The organism is Pseudomonas sp. R4-34-07 (assembly GCF_003852375.1).
Lineage (GTDB): Bacteria > Pseudomonadota > Gammaproteobacteria > Pseudomonadales > Pseudomonadaceae > Aquipseudomonas.
Window position 1 is genome coordinate 2,416,981 of the sequence record NZ_CP027760.1, and the last position, 16,751, is coordinate 2,433,731.

The following is a 16,751-nucleotide window of genomic DNA, read 5'->3' on the forward strand; positions in this document are numbered from 1 at the left end:
CCCGAGGCCAAAACAATGGGGAGCGGGCAAGCCCTGATGCCAGTCAGTTAAGGCGACACCGAACCTGTGGCGAGGGAGCTTGCTCCCGCTGGACTGCGCAGCAGTCCCATTGTTTGGGGCCGCTTCGCGCCCCAGCGGGAGCAAGCTCCCTCGCCACAAGTTAGTTCTCGCTTCTGCTACTTCTTAACTGACTGGCATTGAGCGGGCGCCTGCCGCCGGTCAACGAAACGCCGGCATCACCTGCTCGATAAACAGTGCCAGGGACTTCTTTTTCTCGGCATGGGGCAGGCTGTTGTCGCACCAGAAGCTGAACTCATCCACGCCCAGTTCCTGGTAGTACCGAATGCGCGGGATGATCTCTGCTGCGGTGCCGATCATTGCGGTTTTGTGCAGGCTCTCCAGTTCGAACTCTGGGCGTGCGGCGAACTTCTCTTCCGGGCTTGGCTCCAGGAAACCATTGACCGGCACGTTCTTGTTGCCGAACCAGGCATCGAAGGTGCGATAGAACTTCGAGATCGCTTTGGCCCCGACTTCCCAGCCTTGCGGGTCATCAGCGGCGTGCACGTGGGTGTGACGCAGCACCATCAATTGTGGGCGGGGCACGCCAGGGTTGTTGTCCAGGGCGGCCTGGAATTTGTTTTTAAGGTCCAGGACTTCTTCGTCGCCCTTCATCAGCGGCGTGACCATGACGTTGCAGCCGTTGGCCACTGCAAAATTGTGGGAGTCGGGGTCGCGGGCGGCGATCCACATCGGTGGGGTGGGCTGCTGGATCGGCTTTGGCACGCTGGTGGAGGTGGGGAATTTCCAGATGTCGCCGTCATGGGCGTAGTCGCCTTTCCATAGGGCACGCACTACCGGCACCATTTCGCGCAGGGCCTGGCCGCCGCTCGAGGCGGGCATGCCGCCGGCCATGCGGTCGAATTCCACTTGGTAAGCACCACGGGCCAGGCCCACTTCCATGCGTCCGTTGCTGATCACGTCGAGCAACGCGCATTCCCCCGCCACCCGCAGCGGGTGCCAGAACGGCGCGATGATGGTGCCGGCGCCCAGGCGAATAGTGGTGGTCCTGGCCGCGAGGTAAGCCAGCAGCGGCATTGGACTTGGCGATATGGTGTATTCCATGGCGTGGTGCTCGCCAATCCACACGGTGCTGAAGCCACCGGCTTCGGCCATCAGGGTCAGCTCGGTCAAGTCTTCGAACAACTGACGGTGGCTGACGCTTTCATCCCAGCGTTCCATGTGTACGAACAGCGAAAATTTCATGACGCATACCTCGGATCTATTGTTATTTTCCGCGAAAAAAGAACGGCTTTGGCGGGGGGTATCAGGCAGGCACCGGCAGGGTACCCATCTTGCCGTGGCAATACACCAGGGGCCCATTGGGCTGTGTCGGCACGATCAGGTTCTTGACCGAGCCAACCATGATTGCGTGGTCGCCGCCTTCGTATTCGCGCCACAACTGGCATTCAATGACCGCCGTGGCGTTGGCCAGGATCGGATTGCCCAAAGCACTCAGGGTCCACTCGATGCCCTGGGCTTTGTCCTTGCCTTTGCGCGCAAAGGCATAGGCTTCGCTTTGCTGCCCGCCGGACAACACATGGATGGCGAAGCGCTTGTTCTTGATCAGTACGGGGTAGGAGTCAGAGCTGTAGTTGGGGCAGAAGAGCACCAGGGCCGGGTCCATGGACAGCGAGCTGAACGCACTGGCGGTGAGGCCGACGATTTGCCCGTCGTCGTCCAGCGTAGTAATCACGGTGACCCCGGACGGAAACGAACCCATCACTTGTTTGTAGATGGCGGCATCGATCATGGGATGGTCCTCTGCTATGAAGCGGGTTTTTAATTTTATAGGTCTGATGGTATACCGTAATACAGCAGTTGCAAGGGCTTTTTTGGACAGGGCGATAAACGTGTCTCTGACCACCAGAGCCCTCTATTACAGGGGTTTATCCTCTGGTAGCGGTTTTTCAAGGACCGGGATTACCGGATCAGAGGCGGGGCGAAAAAAGCGAATCAATCTTGTTAAATAGTTGGAATACCATAATATGGTGTTCATCTTGGGCGGCTGTAGAGCCCCCTCGGTTGGCGTCAAACAACTATAAGATCAGACAAACGCGAGTTATTCCTATGCCTCAGATGTCCCGGCAAGACCCCCTGATCGAGCATCATACGGTCGATTACGTCCCCCTCGCAGAGCGCCACGGGAAGGCCCGCGACCTGTTCACCTTGTGGTTCAGTACCAATATCGCGCCGCTGCCCATCGTCACCGGCGCGATGGTGGCCCAGGTGTTCCATCTCAACCTGCTGTGGGGGCTGCTGGCGATTGCCCTCGGGCATCTGTTGGGCGGTGTAGTGATCGCCCTTGCCTCTGCCCAGGGCCCGCGCATGGGCATCCCGCAGATGGTGCAGAGCCGCGGCCAGTTCGGGCGCTATGGCGCGTTGCTGATCGTGTTTTTCGCAGCGCTGATCTACATCGGCTTTTTCATTTCCAACATCGTGCTGGCCGGCAAATCCATCGTCGGCATCGTGCCCTCGGTCCCGGTGCCAGCGAGCATCCTGATCGGCGCTCTCAGCGCCACGGCCATCGGCGTGATCGGCTACCGCTTTATCCATGCCTTGAACCGCATCGGCACCTGGGTGATGGGCAGCGCGTTGCTCGCCGGTTTTGTCTACATCTTTGCTCACGACCTGCCGGCCGACTTCCTCACCCGCGGCGGTTTCAATGCCGCCGGATGGCTAGCCACGGTGTCGCTCGGGATCATCTGGCAGATCAGCTTCTCACCCTACACCAGCGACTATTCGCGTTACCTGCCGGCGGACATCGGCATCACCCGACCGTTTATTGCCACCTACCTGGGCGCAACGCTGGGCACCATCCTGTCGTTCGCCTTCGGCCTGGTGGCGGCACTGGCGACACCGGAAGGCACCGAAGCGATGGTCGCGGTCAAACAAGCCACGGGCGCGCTGGGGCCGATCCTGATGGTGCTGTTCCTGCTCAATATCATCAGCCACAACGCACTGAACCTGTACGGCGCAGTGCTTTCGATCATCACCTCGATCCAGACCTTCGCCAGCCACTGGACCCCCAGCATCAAGGTGCGCGTGGTGCTCTCGGGCATTATCCTCGCCGGTTGCTGTGTGGTGGCGCTGGGCGCGTCGGCGGACTTCATCGCGCAATTTATCGGGCTGATCCTCGCGCTGTTGCTGGTGCTGGTGCCGTGGGCCTCGATCAACCTGATCGATTTCTACATCATTAAACGCGGGGTGTACGACATCGCCTCGATCTTCCAGGCGGATGGCGGAGTCTATGGACGGTTCAACCTGCATGCGATCGTGGCGTATTTCATCGGGATCCTCGTGCAACTGCCGTTTGCCAATACGTCGTTGTATGTGGGGCCCTGGGCCAACCTGGTGGACGGGGCGGATTTGTCGTGGCTGGTGGGGTTGGCGGTGACGTGTCCGTTGTATTACTGCCTGGCGACACGCAAGCACACGCAGAACGTCCGAGCGGTGAAGCTGGGTTATTCGGACTGATCATCACGTCAAATCAAATACCCGGCGCTGCCGGGTATTTTTTTGTAGTCGGTTTTTCCTGGCGACGTAGTCTGGATCATTTGGTACAGACTTGATGCGACGCTCCGATGGCGGAACGGCCAGCTACACACTAGCTGGCGGATATTCCGCTATCGGGAGCCAGCCGCTGCCACATGAAGCCTTCCTAGGCAGGCTCAATGCGCTCCGGCCGCCTTGTTCAAATCACTCTCCGCCCACTCTGTGTACACACACGCATCCGCCGTGGCCCAGCGCACCCGCACCGGGTCGCCGGCCTTGAGCGGCATGCCCGCCGCCGAGAGCGCCTTGACCGTCAGCGAAGTACCGCCGAGGGTCTTCACCGCGCAGGTCTGGCTCTCGCCCAGAAACAGCACCTCCCCGACAATCGCCGAGACCTCATTCCAGCCTGCGGCCAACGGTTGCTCGGCGGCCTGTTCGACGCTCAGCGCCAGGGCCTTTTCCGGGCGTACCATCAGCAATACATCCTGCTCGGTTTGCAGGCCGCTGGTCAGGCGGATCGACAGCGACTGGCCTTCGAACGACGCTGCCGCATTGCCCTGGGCCTTGAGCTTGAGGAAGTTGGAATTGCCCAGGAACGAGGCGACGAACGCGTTCGGCGGGTTCTGGTACAGGTCGAAACCACTGCCCAGGCCGACGATTTTACCGTGGCTGAAAATCGCGATGCGCTGGGACAGACGCATGGCTTCTTCCTGGTCGTGGGTCACGTAGACGATGGTGATGCCCAGGCGCCGGTGCAGCTGGCGCAGTTCGTCCTGCAGGTCTTCACGTAGTTTCTTGTCGAGGGCACCGAGGGGTTCGTCCATCAGCAGGATACGCGGCTCGTACACCAGCGCGCGGGCGATGGCCACTCGCTGTTGCTGGCCACCGGAGAGTTGCGAAGGGCGGCGATGGGCGAACGGTTCCAGCTGTACCAGCTTGAGCATGGCGTCCACGCGTTTCTCGCGTTCGGCGCTGGCTAGTTTGCGGATGGCCAAGGGGAAGGCGATGTTGTCGCGCACCGACAAGTGCGGAAACAACGAGTAGCGTTGAAACACCATGCCGATGTCACGCTTGTGCGGCGGCACGTTGACCAGGGATTGCCCGCTCACCAGGATCTCGCCGCTGCTCGGCGTTTCAAAGCCGGCGAGCATCGACAGGGTGGTGCTCTTGCCCGAGCCGCTGGAGCCGAGGAAGGTGAGGAACTCGCCGTCCTGGATGTTCAGGGAAATGTTGTCCACGGCGGCAAAGTCGCCGTAGTACTTGTTCAGGTTACGCAGGCTGACCAGGGGTTGGCCGGGATTCTGCGCGACATCTTGGATCACTGCACTCATGTTCTGCTCCTGGGCGCTTAGGCGCTGGTTTCAGTGCGCCGACGAAGGGCGGCGGCGATCACCATGACCAGTACCGACAGGCCAATCAGCAACGTCGAGGCGACGGCGATCACAGGCGTCAGGTCCTGGCGCAGGGTGGTCCACATTTTGACGGGAAGGGTTTGCAGGGTTGGGCTGGCCATCATCACGCTGAGCACCACTTCGTCCCATGAGACAAGAAAGGCGAACAGCGCACCGGCGACCATCCCTGGGCGAATCGCCGGGAAGGTCACCTTGAACACCGCCTGCACGCGCGAGGCGCCGCAGATCACCGCCGCGTCTTCAATTGACTGGTCGAACAGCTTCAGCGAGTTGATGATTGAGATGATGGTGAACGGCAGCGCGACAATCACATGGCTGACCACGAAAGCGAACATCGTGCCGGTATAGCCGAGCTTGAGGAACAGCGCGTACACCGCCACGGCGATGATCACCAGCGGCACGATCATCGGCAGGGTGAACAGGCCGTAGAGCAGCTCGCGGCCGGGGAAGCGTCCGCGCACCAGGGCAAAGGCGGTCGGCAGCCCCAGCGCGACGGCGAACAGCGTGGTCAGCACCGCCACCTTGAGGCTGGCCATCGCCGCGCTCATCCAGTCGGGGTTGGAGAAGAACTGGCCGTACCATTTCAGTGTCCAGCCCGGTGGCGGGAACACCAGCCATTGCGACGAACCGAACGACAGCAACACGATAAACACGATCGGCAAGAGCAGGAACAGGCCAATCAAACCGGTGGTGGTGTAGAGGCCCAGGCGCATCCTGCGGCTCATGGCGTTGGGGGTCAGGAGCATGACGGCTTACCTCGCGTTGCTGGCGCCAACCGGGGATTCCGGCTGGAGCTTCAGGTAGAAGTAGAACAGCACCAGCGTGATGAAAATCAGCAACGCCGCACCGGCACTGGCCAGGCCCCAATTGAGGAACGATTGCACCTGTTGAATGATGAACTCGGGCAGCATCATGTTCTGCGCACCGCCCAGCAGGGCCGGGGTGACGTAGTAACCGAGGGACATCACAAAAACCATCAACCCGCCGGAAAACAACCCCGGCCGGCACAGCGGCAGGAACACCCGGAAGAAGTTGGTCCAAGGGCTGGCGCCACAGATGGAGCCGGCCTGCAGGATCATCGGGTCGATGGCCTGCATGGTCGCCTGCAGCGGCAACACGATGAACGGAATCATGATGTAGCTCATGCCGATCACCACGCCGGTGAGGTTATGCACCATCTCCAGCGGTTGATCGATGATGCCCATGGCCATCAACGCCTTGTTGATCACCCCCGAGGCCTGCAGCAATACCAGCCAGGAATAGGTGCGGGCGAGCAGGCTGGTCCACATCGACAGCAGCACGATACTCAGGATCCAGCGGCCCCAGCCGCGCGGCACGAGGGTAATCGCCCAGGCCAGCGGAAAGCCCAGCAGCAGGCTGAACAGGGTCACCAGGCCGGCCACTGAAAAGGTATTGAGCAACACCCGCGCATAGGCCGAGTTGGCGAACAGCTGTTCATAGTTGCCAAGGCCCGGTACCGGCTCCAGCACGCCGCGCAGTAACAGGCCGATCAGCGGTGCCAGGAAGAACAGGCCGAGGAACAGCAGGGCCGGGATCAAGTTGCTCGACCCCCGCCAGCGTTGCGCCAGGGATAGCGCCCCGGCCTTGTGGGAAACCGCGTCGGCAGCGCCGAGGGCGCTCCCGGTCGGCGTGGTTGCCGTCATTTTCATTTGACTAGCCATTCATTCCACCGTGTCGCAATGGCCGGACCGTTCTTGGCCCAGTAGGCGAAATCGAGGGTGATCTGATCCTTGGCGTACGCCGTCGGCAGGTTGGGCGCCAGGACCGAATCCAGGCGCTGCACGCTGTCGATATTTACCGGAGCGTAGGCGGTCAGGTTGGAGAAATCCGCCTGGCCCTTGGCGCTGCTGGCACTGGCCAGAAACTTCATCGCGGCCGCTTTGTTTTTCGAGCCTTTAGGCACCACAAGAATGTCGGCCATCACCAGATTCTGTTTCCAACTCACGCCCACTGGTGCGCCATCTTCCTGCAAGGCGTGAATGCGGCCGTTCCAGAACTGGCCCATGCTGACTTCGCCGGAGGCCAGCAACTGTTGCGACTGCGCACCGCCGCCCCACCAGACGATGTCTTTCTTGATGGTGTCGAGTTTCTTGAAGGCGCGGTCCAGGTCCAGGGGGTAGAGCGTGGCGGCGGGTACGCCGTCGGCCAGCAGCGCCAGTTCAAGCACACCTGGGCTTGGCCATTTGTAGAGGGCGCGTTTGCCGGGGTAGGTCTTGGTGTCAAACAAGGCGCTCCAGTCCTGCGGTTTGCCGGTGCCGAGCTTGCCTTCGTTGTAGCCGAGCACGAAGGAGAAGAAGAACGAGCCGACGCCATGGTCGGAGACGAAACGCGGGTCGATCTTGTCGCGCTCGATCACCGAGAAGTCGAGGGGCTCGAGCAGGCCTTCGGCGGCGGCGCGCAGGGCGAAGTCGGCTTCGACATCCACCACGTCCCACTGTACGTTGCCGCTTTCGACCATGGCCTTGAGTTTGCCGTAGTCGGTGGGGCCGTCCTGGACGACGGTGATGCCGCTGGCCTTGCTGAAAGGATCGGCCCATGCCTGCTTCTGCGCATCCTGGGTGCTGCCTCCCCAACTGACGAAGTTGACACTTTCCGCCGCCAACGCCGCCTGGCTGGCCACGCTCAACAAACCCGCGAACAGCACCGCGGTTACACCTGTGTTCAACACCATTTTTACGCCCTCATTGTTGTGTTTATGAGCGGGGCTTGGAGTGCCCGCCTGTCGGGAGCAGTCGGTCCGGGAGACCTGATTCAGGTCGTCCGGCCTATGGAATATCATATTATGGTATTCCAATATTTGCGCAAGCACTTTGCCATACCGGCTATCCGCCGACGCTGGGTTTCCAGCCTCAGGTGAAGGGGATGCTTTCCACGACTTCCAGGTCGTAACCGGTCAAGCCTGCGTATTTCAGCGGTGGTCCGAGGTGGCGCAGTTTGCCCACGCCCAGGTCCTGCAATATCTGAGCGCCAGTACCCACTTCCGAGTAAATCCGTGACTGGGAGCGGTTGAACTGACGCGGCGCCTGGGTCAACTGCGGTACGCGTTCCAACAGTGCCTGGGACGACTCATGGTTGGCCAGCACCACCACCACGCCGCTGCCTTCTGCCGCCACGCGTTGCAGGGCGGCCCACAAGGTCCAGTTGGACGGCCCACTGTAGTCGGCACCGACCAGGTCGCGCAGCGGGTCGATCACGTGCACACGGACCAGCGCCGGCTCATCACGGCGCAGTTGGCCCATGACCATGGCCATATGCACGCCGCCGTCGATGCGGTCTTCAAAAGTGATCAGGCGGAAGGTGCCGTGCACTGTGGGCAGGTCGCGTTCGCCGATGCGTACCACGGTGCGTTCGGTGCTGAGGCGGTAGTGGATCAGGTCGGCGATAGTGCCGATCTTGATCCCGTGCTTGCGGGCAAAGGCTTCCAGCTCGGGACGACGGGCCATCGTGCCGTCGTCGTTCATCACTTCGACAATCACCGAGGCCGGTGTGTGCCCGGCCAGGCGCGCGAGGTCGCAGCCGGCTTCGGTGTGGCCGGCGCGGGTCAACACGCCGCCGTCCTTGGCGCGCAACGGGAAGATATGCCCCGGCTGCACGATGTCGGCCGGTCCGGCATTGCTGTCGACGGCCGCCGCCACGGTGCGTGCGCGATCGGCGGCGGAGATGCCGGTGGTCACGCCGGTGGCGGCTTCGATGGACACGGTAAACGCAGTGCTGAACACGCTGCCATTGCTGGGCACCATCTGCTCCAGGCCCAGGCGTTGGCAATGTTCATCGGTAAGGGTCAGGCAGATCAGGCCACGGGCTTCGCGGGCCATGAAGCTGATAGTCTCGGCGGTGCAGCACGCTGCAGGCAACAGCAGGTCGCCTTCGTTTTCCCGGTCTTCGTCGTCCACCAGAAGCACCATCTTGCCCTGGCGGTAGTCTTCGAGGATGTCTGCGATGCTGTTGAAGGGCATGGGGAGTGCTCTGTTTGTTGGTTGTATGTATTATGGTATACCACAAATTCTAAGCAAGAGGATGTCTCGATGAAGGCCTATTGGATTGCCCATGTGGATGTGTCCGATGCAGAGCAATACACCCAGTACACCCAGCGCGCGCCGGCTGCTTTCGCGAAGTTCGGCGGGCGATTTCTGGCCAGGGGCGGGCGCAGTGAAGCGCTGGAAGGCGGGCCTGTGCGGCAGCGCAATGTGGTGATTGAGTTTGAGAGCTATGAGCAGGCGGTGGCGTGCTATGAGTCTGTGGAATATCAGGAGGCAAAGGGGCATAGAGCGGGGGCGGGAGAGGCGCAGATCATTATTGTGGAGGGGCTGGCGCCCTAGGCATACCAGGCCAAGTGTGGTCAAAAATGTGGGAGGGGGCTTGCTCCCGATGGCGGTGGGTCAGCTACAGACAAGCTGGCTGACAGACCGCCATCGGGAGCAAGCCCCCTCCCACATTTGAGTGAGTTTGGCCTGGGCTCAGCGCATGAAGTGGATCTTGCCGCTGTCATCATTCCCCATGTAGATGCCATACACCCCAGCCTGGCGTTCCTCGATGTAACGCTCGAGAATCTGCCGGATCGCCGGGTAGTAGATGCTGTCCCACGGAATGTCCTCGGGGGCGAAGAATGTGTAGGCCAGGGTTTCCGGGCCGAACTGGCCGGTGATCTCTAGCGCGATGGCGCGGAAGATGATGTACACCTCGCTGATTTTCGGCACGCTGAAAATCGAGTAGGGCGACACGATCTCGGCGCGCACGCCGGTCTCTTCCCAGACTTCGCGCAACGCCGCTTCTTCGGTGGTTTCGCCACCTTCCATGAAGCCCGCCGGTAGCGTCCAGGTGCCGGGGCGCGGGGGGATTGCGCGCTGGCACAGCAGGTACTTGCCGTCCTGCTCGATGATGCAACCGGCGATGATCTTGGGGTTGATGTAGTGGATGTAGCCGCAGCCCCGGCACATCAGGCGCTCGTGGGTGTCGCCCGGTGGCAGTTGGTGACCGAGGTCACGGCCGCCGCAGGTCGGGCAGAAGCTGGGGCTGGGCACGGTCAGTGACCTATGCGCGGTTCTTTGAGCGCGATAGGCAGGGTGATCTCGGGGAGCTTGCCGGTTTCTTCCTGTTTGCGCTTGAGGTAATCCAGGGCCACGGCTGCCGCTGCACGCACGTGATCGACGCAGGCTTGGTGGGCGGCCAGGGGGTCACCGCTCTTGATCGCCTGAACCATGCGTTCCATTTCCTGGTTGCTGGCGCCACGCCGGTTTTGCTGGGACACAGACGTCGCGCGCAGGTAGCTGATACGCGCCTGCAACTGGCGCAACTGAGTGGCGGCCACGTGGTTGCCGGATCCTTCGAGCAACACATCGTAGAAGCCCTGCACGGAGTCGATTACTTGCTGCAGTTCACCTTCCTTGAGGGCCTTGCGGTTTTCCTCGAGGGCTTTTTCCAGGGCCTTGATGTCCTTGGCCTTGGCGCGCAGGGTGAACAACTGCACGATCAATCCTTCGAGCACGCAGCGCAGTTCATAGATGTCGACGGCATCGGCCAGGGTGATGATCGCCACCTGCGGGCCCTTGGCATCGGCGAATTCCACCAGGCCTTCGGACTCCAGGTGGCGCAAGGCTTCGCGCACCGACGTGCGGCTGACACCGAGGCGGTCACACAGGTCGCGCTCCACCAGGCGGTCACCGGGCAGTAGCTGGAAATTCATGATGGCGCTGCGCAGTTTCTCCAGCACGATTTCGCGCAGGGTGACCGGGTTGTGATTGACCTTGAAGCTATCGTCGAGGGGCGCGCGTTTCATGGGGTCTGCTCTGAATGTAGCGGTTAACTGGAGGCCTCGGCATCGGCTTCGGCGAAGGCTTCACGGGCCAGCCGGAAGCTGTCCACAGCAGCGGGAACCCCGCAGTAAATGCCGACCTGAAGCAGAATTTCGCGTATTTGTTCACGACTTAGCCCGTTGCGCAAGGCGCCACGCACGTGCAGCTTGAGTTCGTGAGGCCGATTGAGGGCCGAAATCATTGCCAAGTTTATCATGCTGCGTTCTTTAAGCGACAAACCCTCCCGGCCCCAAACATGGCCCCAGCAGTACTCGGTGACCATCTCCTGCAGCGGTCGGGTGAAGTCGTCGGCGTTGTCGATTGAACGCTGTACATAGGCTTCACCCAAGACTTGGGTACGAATTTTCAGGCCCTGTTCATACTTGTCGTTGCTCATGCTTCAGCGCTCCTTAGGCCAGAGTCGGCAGTGGGCCCAGCTTGCCCTTGTGATAAATCATCGGCGTGACCGGCTGTGTGGGCAGGATCAGGTTCTTCACCGCACCGACAATGATCGCGTGGTCGCCGCCGTCGTATTCGCGCCACAACTCGCACTCGATGATGGCCGTGGCGTTGGCCAGCAGCGGGTTGCCCAAGTCGCTCAGGTGCCACTCGATGCCCTTGGCCTTTTCCTTGCCTTTGCTGGCGAAGGCATAGGCTTCGGCGGTCTGTCCGGCGGACAGCAGGTGGATCGCGAAGCGCTTGCTGTCGCGCAGGATCGGGTAGGTGTCCGACGCGTAGTTGGGGCAGAACAGCACCAGGGCCGGGTCGATCGACAGCGCACTGAAGGCGCTGGCGGTGATGCCGACGATGCCGCCGTCCGGGTCGAGGGTAGTGACCACCGTGACGCCCGAAGGAAACGAGCTCATGACGTCTTTGTAAATGCCGGGTTCGATCATGGTTGTGGACTCTTAACGCATCACAAAGGGATCAGGCATGGGCGCCTGGGAGAGGTTTATCCACACCGTCTTGAGCTCGGTGTAGGCCAGCACCGAATCGATGCCGCTTTCGCGTCCATAGCCGCTGTTCTTGAAGCCGCCGATGGGCGCCATGGCCGAGACCGCGCGGTAGGTGTTGACCCAGATAATCCCCGAGCGCACGTCGCGTGCCAGGCGGTGGGCACGGCCCAGGTCACGGGTCCAGATGCCGGCGGCGAGGCCGAACTGCGAGTCGTTGGCGATGGCCAGGGCCTGGGCTTCGTCCTTGAAACGGATCACCGAAGCCACTGGGCCGAACACTTCTTCCTGCATGATCTTCATTGAGTTGTGGTCGCATTCGAACAAGGTCGGCTCATAAAACCAGCCTTCGCCGAGGTTCTGCGGGCGCTTGCCGCCGGTGCGCAGGCGTGCGCCTTCGGCGATGGCATCCGCAACCAGGCCTTCGACCACGGCGAGTTGCTGGGCAGTGGCCATGGGGCCCATCTCGCTGGCGTCATCCTGCGGGTTGCCGATGCGGATGCGTTCGGCGCGCTGCACCAGGCGCTCAACGAATTCGTCGTAGATTTCATCCTGCACCAGCAGGCGCGAACCGGACACGCAGCTCTGCCCGGACGCCGCGTAGATCCCGGCGATTGCACCGTTGATGGCGCTGTCGAGGTCGGCGTCGGCAAAAATGATATTCGGTGACTTGCCGCCCAGTTCCAGCGACAGCTTGGCGAAGTTCTCCGCGCTGCTGCGCACCACATGCCGTGCGGTGGCCGCGCCGCCGGTAAAGGCGATCTTGCGTACCAACGAGTGGCGGGTGAGGGCGGCGCCGGTGCTTGGGCCGTAGCCGGTCACCACGTTGACCACGCCTGGTGGAATCCCGGCTTTCAGCGCCAGGCGCGCCAGCTCCAGGACGGTTGCCGAAGCGTGCTCCGAGGGTTTGATCACGATGGTATTGCCAGCCGCCAGGGCCGGCGCGAGTTTGATCGCCGTCAGGTACAGCGGGCTGTTCCACGGAATGATCGCGGCGACCACGCCCATGGCTTCGTGGACCGTGTAGGCGAACAGGTCCGGTTTGTCCAGCGGCAAGGTACCGCCTTCGAGCTTGTCGGCGAGGCCTGCAGTGTAGTGGAAGAACTCCGGCAGATAGCTCACCTGGCCACGGGTCTCGCGGATCAGTTTGCCGTTGTCGCGGCTTTCCAGCTGCGCCAGTTGTTCTGTGTTTTCGGCGATCAAGTCACCCAGGCGGCGCAGCAATTTGCCCCGTGCAGTAGCGCTGAGGCCGCGCCAGGCCGGGCTCTCGAAAGCCGATTGCGCGGCCTGTACGGCGCGGTCAACGTCGGCTTCATCGGCATCGGGCAATTGCGCCCAGGGTTCGGCCAAGGCCGGGTTGAGGCTGTCGAAAGTCTTGCCGGACAGGGCATCGACCCATTCACCGCCGATGCACATCTGGAAGCGTGCGAGTGTCATGCAACGATCCCCTTTATTGGATTGTTTTGGGCGTACACGGTGTCAAGAAACCCCAGCAGCAGGCTATTGACCAGGCGCGGTGATTCCACCGGCATCATATGCCGTTGCTCGGCCAGCACTGCAACCGTGGCGCCGGGAATACGGTCGGCCAGTTGCCGGGCCATTTCCGGCGTCGAGCCGGGGTCCAGTTCGCCGGTGGCGACCAGGGTAGGCACGCGCAACCCCTTGAGGTCGTCGGCGCGGTACATGTCCTGGGTCGCAAACAGCTCATAAGTGGTGAGGTAGCCCTGGGGGTCGTTGCCCGCCAGGGTCTGGCGCAACGCGGCGATTTGCGCCGGGTTGGCCGCCTGGTATTCACGGCTGAACCAGCGCGACAGCGCCGCTTCCGCATTTGCATCCGGCCCGTGCTCGGCGGCCTGGGCCGTGCGTGCGATCACGCCGGCACGCTGCTCGGGGCTGCGGTTGAATACACTGTTGAGCACCACCAGGCTTTTGAGACGGTCGGGGTAATGCAGGGCAAACGCCCGTGCGACCAGGCCGCCCATGGAAAACCCGATCACCGTGGCCTGGGGCAGTTGCAGGTGGTCGAGCAGTTCCAGCAGCTGGTCCGCATAGCCGAGCAACGGTGTGCCGGCGGCCGGGCGCGGGCTGGCGCCATGGCCGAGCATGTCATAGCTGATCACATGGTAATTGGTGGCCAGGCCAACGATTTGCCCGCCCCACATTTCTTTGTTCAGGCCCACGCCGTGGATCAAAACCACAGGCTGGCCTTGGCCGGTCGCCAGGTAACTGGTACCCGCCGGGGTGCGTTCAGCGGTGAGCCGAATCATGGAGCGCTCCTGCATGCTTTTTGTTGTGGCCGGTGTCGCTTACTGGGCTTTTTCAGCCGCCAGCTCTTCCAGGTCGATGTAACGGTTGCCGATCCGTGGGTGCAGGCGACCGCCATCGGCGCAGCCCAGCACGACGACGATTTCGTCAGCGCGCGGCGCGTCTTCGATTTGCATTTCCAGGGTGATGTAGTGCGAGCGCAGGCCTTCGTCGTCCTTATGCATCATTGGAATCTGGATCGAGGTACCCGGGCCGCCGCGCTTGTTGGTGAAGCTCAGGTAGCTCTTGGCCTTGACCGCTTCACGGTAGTGGTTGCCGAAGCGCAGGGTATGGATGATCGCGCTCGCGTGTTCGATCTCGCCATCGGCGCCCACCACGGCCGCTTTGCCGTAGGCCTCGATCTTGTCGGCACCGCCGATGATGCCCACCAGGCGCTCGACCATCAGCGCGCCGAGGTCGGAGCAGTTGGCGCGGATCTCCGGCTTCAGGTCTTCGACGAAACCACGGCCCAGCCAGGGGTTTTTCAGTACCACGGCCAGGCCGACCATTTTCACGGGCGTGTCGGAGGCTTTGCCGCCCTCGATAAAGGTCTCTTCTACATAACTGACGATCTTGCGGATTTCGAAACTCATGGGCTGCTCCGTCTAAGTGAGGGTCTGCGTATGATGGTATACCATAATACGAGAAGCGCAATAGGCGTGCGGCAAGATCCCAGGCAGGCGTGCGTGGGTTTGTTGAGGAGGGGGTATGCAGCGATCAGGCGGTGAAGGGCTCACCGCCTGCCTTGGGAGAGGACGTCAGAACTTGAAGCGGCCCACCAGGCCGTTGAGCTGACCGGAAATGTCGGTCAAACGCCCCGACCCGCTCTGCGCCGTATGCGCAAACTCTTCAACCAACTGCGCATCGGCATGAATCTGTGCGATGTGCCGGTTGATCTCTTCGGCCACTTGGTGCTGCTCTTCGGCGGCGGTGGCGATCTGGGTGTTCTGGTCGCGAATCGAGTCCACCGAACCGCGAATTTTGTCAAAGCTGTCGCGGGCCTGCTGGATGCGTTCCACGCTGGTATGCGAGCCCTGCAGGCTGCTTTGCATCTGCTGGGTGACTTCCTTGGTGCGGCGGGCGAGATTGCCCAGCAGGCTGTCGATCTCGCCGGTGGAGTCGGCGGTGCGGCGGGCGAGGGCGCGGACTTCGTCGGCGACCACGGCGAACCCTCGGCCCTGATCGCCGGCGCGTGCGGCTTCAATCGCAGCGTTGAGTGCCAGCAGGTTGGTCTGTTCGGCAATCGAGCGGATGGTGTCGAGGATGGCGTTGATGTTCTGGCTGTCTTGTTCGAGCAACTGCATGGTCTGCGTGGATTTCTGCAGGTCTTCGCTGAGCTTGAGCACGCTGCCGGTGGCTTCGCCGATGTGCTGCTGGCCGTTGTGTACGTCGCGATAGCCTTCGTCGGCACTCGACGCGGCGGCGCTGCACGAGCGCGCCACTTCATTGGCGGTGGCCACCATTTCGTTGAAGGCGGTGCTCACCAGTTCCACGGCTTCGCGTTGGCGGCCGGCGGCCTGGTTCATGTTATTGGCTACTTCACGGGTGTCGGCGGCGGCGGTTTGCAGGTCCGAAGACGCGTTGCCGATGCGCTGCACCAACTGGGCGATCATGCTCAGGAACTGGTTGAACCAACCGGCCAGGCTGGCGGTTTCGTCCTTGCCCTGCACCTTGAGCTGGCGCGTGAGGTCGCCTTCACCTTCGGCAATTTCCTGCAGGCCGTCGGCCACCCCGCGAATCGGACGCACGATCACGCGGGCGAAACTGGCGCCGACGATGGCGAATACCACCGCCAAGACGGCGGCGATGGCGGCGATCAACCACGTCAGGCGGGTGGCGCCGGCCATCACTTCGTCACGCTTGATCAGGCCGATAAAGCGCCAGCCCAGGTCTTTGGAGCTGACCACGTTGGCCATGTAGGCCACGCCGTCGATGTCGATCCGGGTCACGCCGTCGCCGCCCTTGGCCAGTTCGGCGTAGTTGGGCCCCAGATCGGCCAGAGGCTTGAAGTTGTGCTTGGCGTCGCTGGGGTCTACCAGCACGTTGCCGTTGCCTTCCACCAGCATCAGGTAGCCGCTGTCGCCCAGCTTGATGGTGCGCACCAGTTCGGTGAGCTGCTTGAGCGACACGTCCAGGCCGACCACGCCAAGGATATTGCCAGTGGTGTCGGCGACGGTATGCACGGTACCGATCAGCACCACATCGTCCGGTGCCCAGTAATAGGCACCGGTGCGCACGGTCTTGCCCGGCGCAGCGATAGCCGCCTGGTACCAGGGGCGCACGCGTGGGTCGTAGTTAGTCAGTTTGGTGTCGTCCGGCCAGCTGGCGTAGCCGCCGTCGCGCAGGCCCAGGGACAGGTAGGCAGTGCTGGGATGGCTTTTGGCGAACTGGTCGAAAATCGCCAGCAGTTCGGTATTGGTCGGTGTCAGCGGGATTTGCGCGGCGTCCGCGCTGGCGTAGCTCTTTAGGTCCTTGGCCGCGATAACGCGCGGGTCCTTGGCCACGTACTCGACGTTCTGGCTGATGCCGTCGAAAAACTGCTTCATGCCATTGTCGATCTGGCGGATCTCGCGGCCGCTGCTGTCGAGAAAGTTGGCGAGGGCGCCTTCGCGCACATTCAGCACCACGATCATCGCGACCAGGACGACCGGGAGGCACGCGATGGCCGCAAACGCCCATGTCAGCTTCTGCTTGATATTCATGACTTCACCCGCGGG

At 62.1% G+C, this 16,751-nt stretch carries 16 protein-coding genes and 2 pseudogenes; 2 read left to right on the forward strand and 16 right to left on the reverse strand.

The features are described 5' to 3' along the window. Window positions 1–219: 219 nt before the first annotated feature. Together C4J85_RS11155 and C4J85_RS11160 are read right to left on the reverse strand one after the other, a co-directional pair. Window positions 220–1,263 carry an LLM class flavin-dependent oxidoreductase gene (locus C4J85_RS11155; RefSeq protein WP_124370403.1) on the reverse strand — a complete coding sequence of 348 codons (1,044 nt, stop codon included), beginning with the start codon at window positions 1,261–1,263 and terminating at the stop codon, window positions 220–222. A 61-nt stretch (window positions 1,264–1,324) separates the two neighbouring features. Continuing rightward, window positions 1,325–1,810, reverse strand: a complete 486-nt coding sequence (locus C4J85_RS11160; protein ID WP_124362446.1) for a flavin reductase family protein — start codon at window positions 1,808–1,810, stop codon at window positions 1,325–1,327. A 317-nt stretch (window positions 1,811–2,127) separates the two neighbouring features. Here C4J85_RS11160 and C4J85_RS11165 point away from each other — a divergent pair, with 317 nt between their 5' ends. Next, window positions 2,128–3,534, forward strand: a complete 1,407-nt coding sequence (locus tag C4J85_RS11165) for a cytosine permease (protein ID WP_124409598.1) — start codon at window positions 2,128–2,130, stop codon at window positions 3,532–3,534. A gap of 194 nt (window positions 3,535–3,728) precedes the next feature. Here C4J85_RS11165 and C4J85_RS11170 read toward each other — a convergent pair whose 3' ends face one another. The 5 genes from C4J85_RS11170 to ribBA form a co-directional block, all read right to left on the reverse strand. After that, window positions 3,729–4,883, reverse strand: a complete 1,155-nt coding sequence (locus C4J85_RS11170) for an ABC transporter ATP-binding protein (RefSeq protein WP_124409599.1) — start codon at window positions 4,881–4,883, stop codon at window positions 3,729–3,731. 17 nt (window positions 4,884–4,900) lie between these two features. Beyond that, window positions 4,901–5,710 (reverse strand): ABC transporter permease, encoded by an 810-nt coding sequence (locus C4J85_RS11175; protein WP_124406947.1) that lies wholly within the window; start codon window positions 5,708–5,710, stop codon window positions 4,901–4,903. A 6-nt stretch (window positions 5,711–5,716) separates the two neighbouring features. Then, the gene (locus C4J85_RS11180; protein WP_164487653.1) at window positions 5,717–6,634 is read right to left on the reverse strand and encodes an ABC transporter permease; all 918 of its coding nucleotides are present in this window, start codon (window positions 6,632–6,634) and stop codon (window positions 5,717–5,719) included. After that, the gene (locus C4J85_RS11185) at window positions 6,631–7,656 is read right to left on the reverse strand and encodes an ABC transporter substrate-binding protein (RefSeq protein ID WP_124406948.1); all 1,026 of its coding nucleotides are present in this window, start codon (window positions 7,654–7,656) and stop codon (window positions 6,631–6,633) included. Before C4J85_RS11185 ends, C4J85_RS11180 begins: the two co-directional genes overlap by 4 nt. 178 nt (window positions 7,657–7,834) lie before the next feature. Continuing rightward, complete coding sequence (gene ribBA / locus C4J85_RS11190) at window positions 7,835–8,941, reverse strand: bifunctional 3,4-dihydroxy-2-butanone-4-phosphate synthase/GTP cyclohydrolase II (protein WP_124406949.1); 1,107 nt, start codon at window positions 8,939–8,941, stop codon at window positions 7,835–7,837. Window positions 8,942–9,010: 69 nt separating this feature from the next. Between ribBA and C4J85_RS11195 the strand changes: the two genes are divergently transcribed. Continuing rightward, complete coding sequence (locus C4J85_RS11195) at window positions 9,011–9,304, forward strand: DUF1330 domain-containing protein (protein ID WP_124366697.1); 294 nt, start codon at window positions 9,011–9,013, stop codon at window positions 9,302–9,304. 138 nt (window positions 9,305–9,442) lie between these two features. Here the strand turns inward: C4J85_RS11195 and C4J85_RS11200 are convergent, their stop codons facing one another. From C4J85_RS11200 to C4J85_RS27965, 9 genes and pseudogenes are all read right to left on the reverse strand, one after another. Further along, complete coding sequence (locus tag C4J85_RS11200; RefSeq protein WP_124409600.1) at window positions 9,443–10,006, reverse strand: NUDIX hydrolase; 564 nt, start codon at window positions 10,004–10,006, stop codon at window positions 9,443–9,445. A gap of 2 nt (window positions 10,007–10,008) precedes the next feature. Further along, on the reverse strand, window positions 10,009–10,761 hold the full coding sequence (locus C4J85_RS11205; RefSeq protein WP_065952753.1) for a GntR family transcriptional regulator: 753 nt from the start codon (window positions 10,759–10,761) through the stop codon (window positions 10,009–10,011). A 23-nt stretch (window positions 10,762–10,784) separates the two neighbouring features. Next, complete coding sequence (locus C4J85_RS11210; protein WP_065883580.1) at window positions 10,785–11,174, reverse strand: carboxymuconolactone decarboxylase family protein; 390 nt, start codon at window positions 11,172–11,174, stop codon at window positions 10,785–10,787. A gap of 13 nt (window positions 11,175–11,187) precedes the next feature. Beyond that, window positions 11,188–11,673 carry a flavin reductase family protein gene (locus C4J85_RS11215; protein WP_065952751.1) on the reverse strand — a complete coding sequence of 162 codons (486 nt, stop codon included), beginning with the start codon at window positions 11,671–11,673 and terminating at the stop codon, window positions 11,188–11,190. Window positions 11,674–11,685: 12 nt separating this feature from the next. Next, complete coding sequence (locus tag C4J85_RS11220; protein WP_124409601.1) at window positions 11,686–13,167, reverse strand: aldehyde dehydrogenase; 1,482 nt, start codon at window positions 13,165–13,167, stop codon at window positions 11,686–11,688. Continuing rightward, on the reverse strand, window positions 13,164–13,997 hold the full coding sequence (locus tag C4J85_RS11225; RefSeq protein WP_124366707.1) for an alpha/beta fold hydrolase: 834 nt from the start codon (window positions 13,995–13,997) through the stop codon (window positions 13,164–13,166). The genes C4J85_RS11220 and C4J85_RS11225 overlap by 4 nt, the downstream gene beginning before the upstream one ends. 39 nt (window positions 13,998–14,036) lie before the next feature. After that, on the reverse strand, window positions 14,037–14,627 hold the full coding sequence (locus C4J85_RS11230) for an amino acid synthesis family protein (protein WP_124362460.1): 591 nt from the start codon (window positions 14,625–14,627) through the stop codon (window positions 14,037–14,039). 165 nt (window positions 14,628–14,792) lie between these two features. Then, window positions 14,793–15,329 (reverse strand): annotated as a pseudogene (locus C4J85_RS27960) (methyl-accepting chemotaxis protein); the annotation flags it as partial. A 327-nt stretch (window positions 15,330–15,656) separates the two neighbouring features. Then, window positions 15,657–16,736 (reverse strand): annotated as a pseudogene (locus tag C4J85_RS27965) (cache domain-containing protein); the annotation flags it as partial. Between the last annotated feature and the right edge of the window lie 15 nt (window positions 16,737–16,751).

What these genes read in the sequence shown, in the direction of transcription:
- C4J85_RS11155 (WP_124370403.1), bottom strand. Translation starts at nt 1,263, where the DNA reads ATGAAATTTTCGCTGTTCGTACACATGGAACGCTGGGATGAAAGCGTC.
- C4J85_RS11160 (WP_124362446.1), bottom strand. Translation starts at nt 1,810, where the DNA reads ATGATCGATGCCGCCATCTACAAACAAGTGATGGGTTCGTTTCCGTCC.
- C4J85_RS11165 (WP_124409598.1), top strand. Translation starts at nt 2,128, where the DNA reads ATGCCTCAGATGTCCCGGCAAGACCCCCTGATCGAGCATCATACGGTC.
- C4J85_RS11170 (WP_124409599.1), bottom strand. Translation starts at nt 4,883, where the DNA reads ATGAGTGCAGTGATCCAAGATGTCGCGCAGAATCCCGGCCAACCCCTG.
- C4J85_RS11175 (WP_124406947.1), bottom strand. Translation starts at nt 5,710, where the DNA reads ATGCTCCTGACCCCCAACGCCATGAGCCGCAGGATGCGCCTGGGCCTC.
- C4J85_RS11180 (WP_164487653.1), bottom strand. Translation starts at nt 6,634, where the DNA reads ATGAAAATGACGGCAACCACGCCGACCGGGAGCGCCCTCGGCGCTGCC.
- C4J85_RS11185 (WP_124406948.1), bottom strand. Translation starts at nt 7,656, where the DNA reads ATGGTGTTGAACACAGGTGTAACCGCGGTGCTGTTCGCGGGTTTGTTG.
- ribBA (WP_124406949.1), bottom strand. Translation starts at nt 8,941, where the DNA reads ATGCCCTTCAACAGCATCGCAGACATCCTCGAAGACTACCGCCAGGGC.
- C4J85_RS11195 (WP_124366697.1), top strand. Translation starts at nt 9,011, where the DNA reads ATGAAGGCCTATTGGATTGCCCATGTGGATGTGTCCGATGCAGAGCAA.
- C4J85_RS11205 (WP_065952753.1), bottom strand. Translation starts at nt 10,761, where the DNA reads ATGAAACGCGCGCCCCTCGACGATAGCTTCAAGGTCAATCACAACCCG.
- C4J85_RS11210 (WP_065883580.1), bottom strand. Translation starts at nt 11,174, where the DNA reads ATGAGCAACGACAAGTATGAACAGGGCCTGAAAATTCGTACCCAAGTC.
- C4J85_RS11215 (WP_065952751.1), bottom strand. Translation starts at nt 11,673, where the DNA reads ATGATCGAACCCGGCATTTACAAAGACGTCATGAGCTCGTTTCCTTCG.
- C4J85_RS11220 (WP_124409601.1), bottom strand. Translation starts at nt 13,167, where the DNA reads ATGACACTCGCACGCTTCCAGATGTGCATCGGCGGTGAATGGGTCGAT.
- C4J85_RS11225 (WP_124366707.1), bottom strand. Translation starts at nt 13,997, where the DNA reads ATGATTCGGCTCACCGCTGAACGCACCCCGGCGGGTACCAGTTACCTG.
- C4J85_RS11230 (WP_124362460.1), bottom strand. Translation starts at nt 14,627, where the DNA reads ATGAGTTTCGAAATCCGCAAGATCGTCAGTTATGTAGAAGAGACCTTT.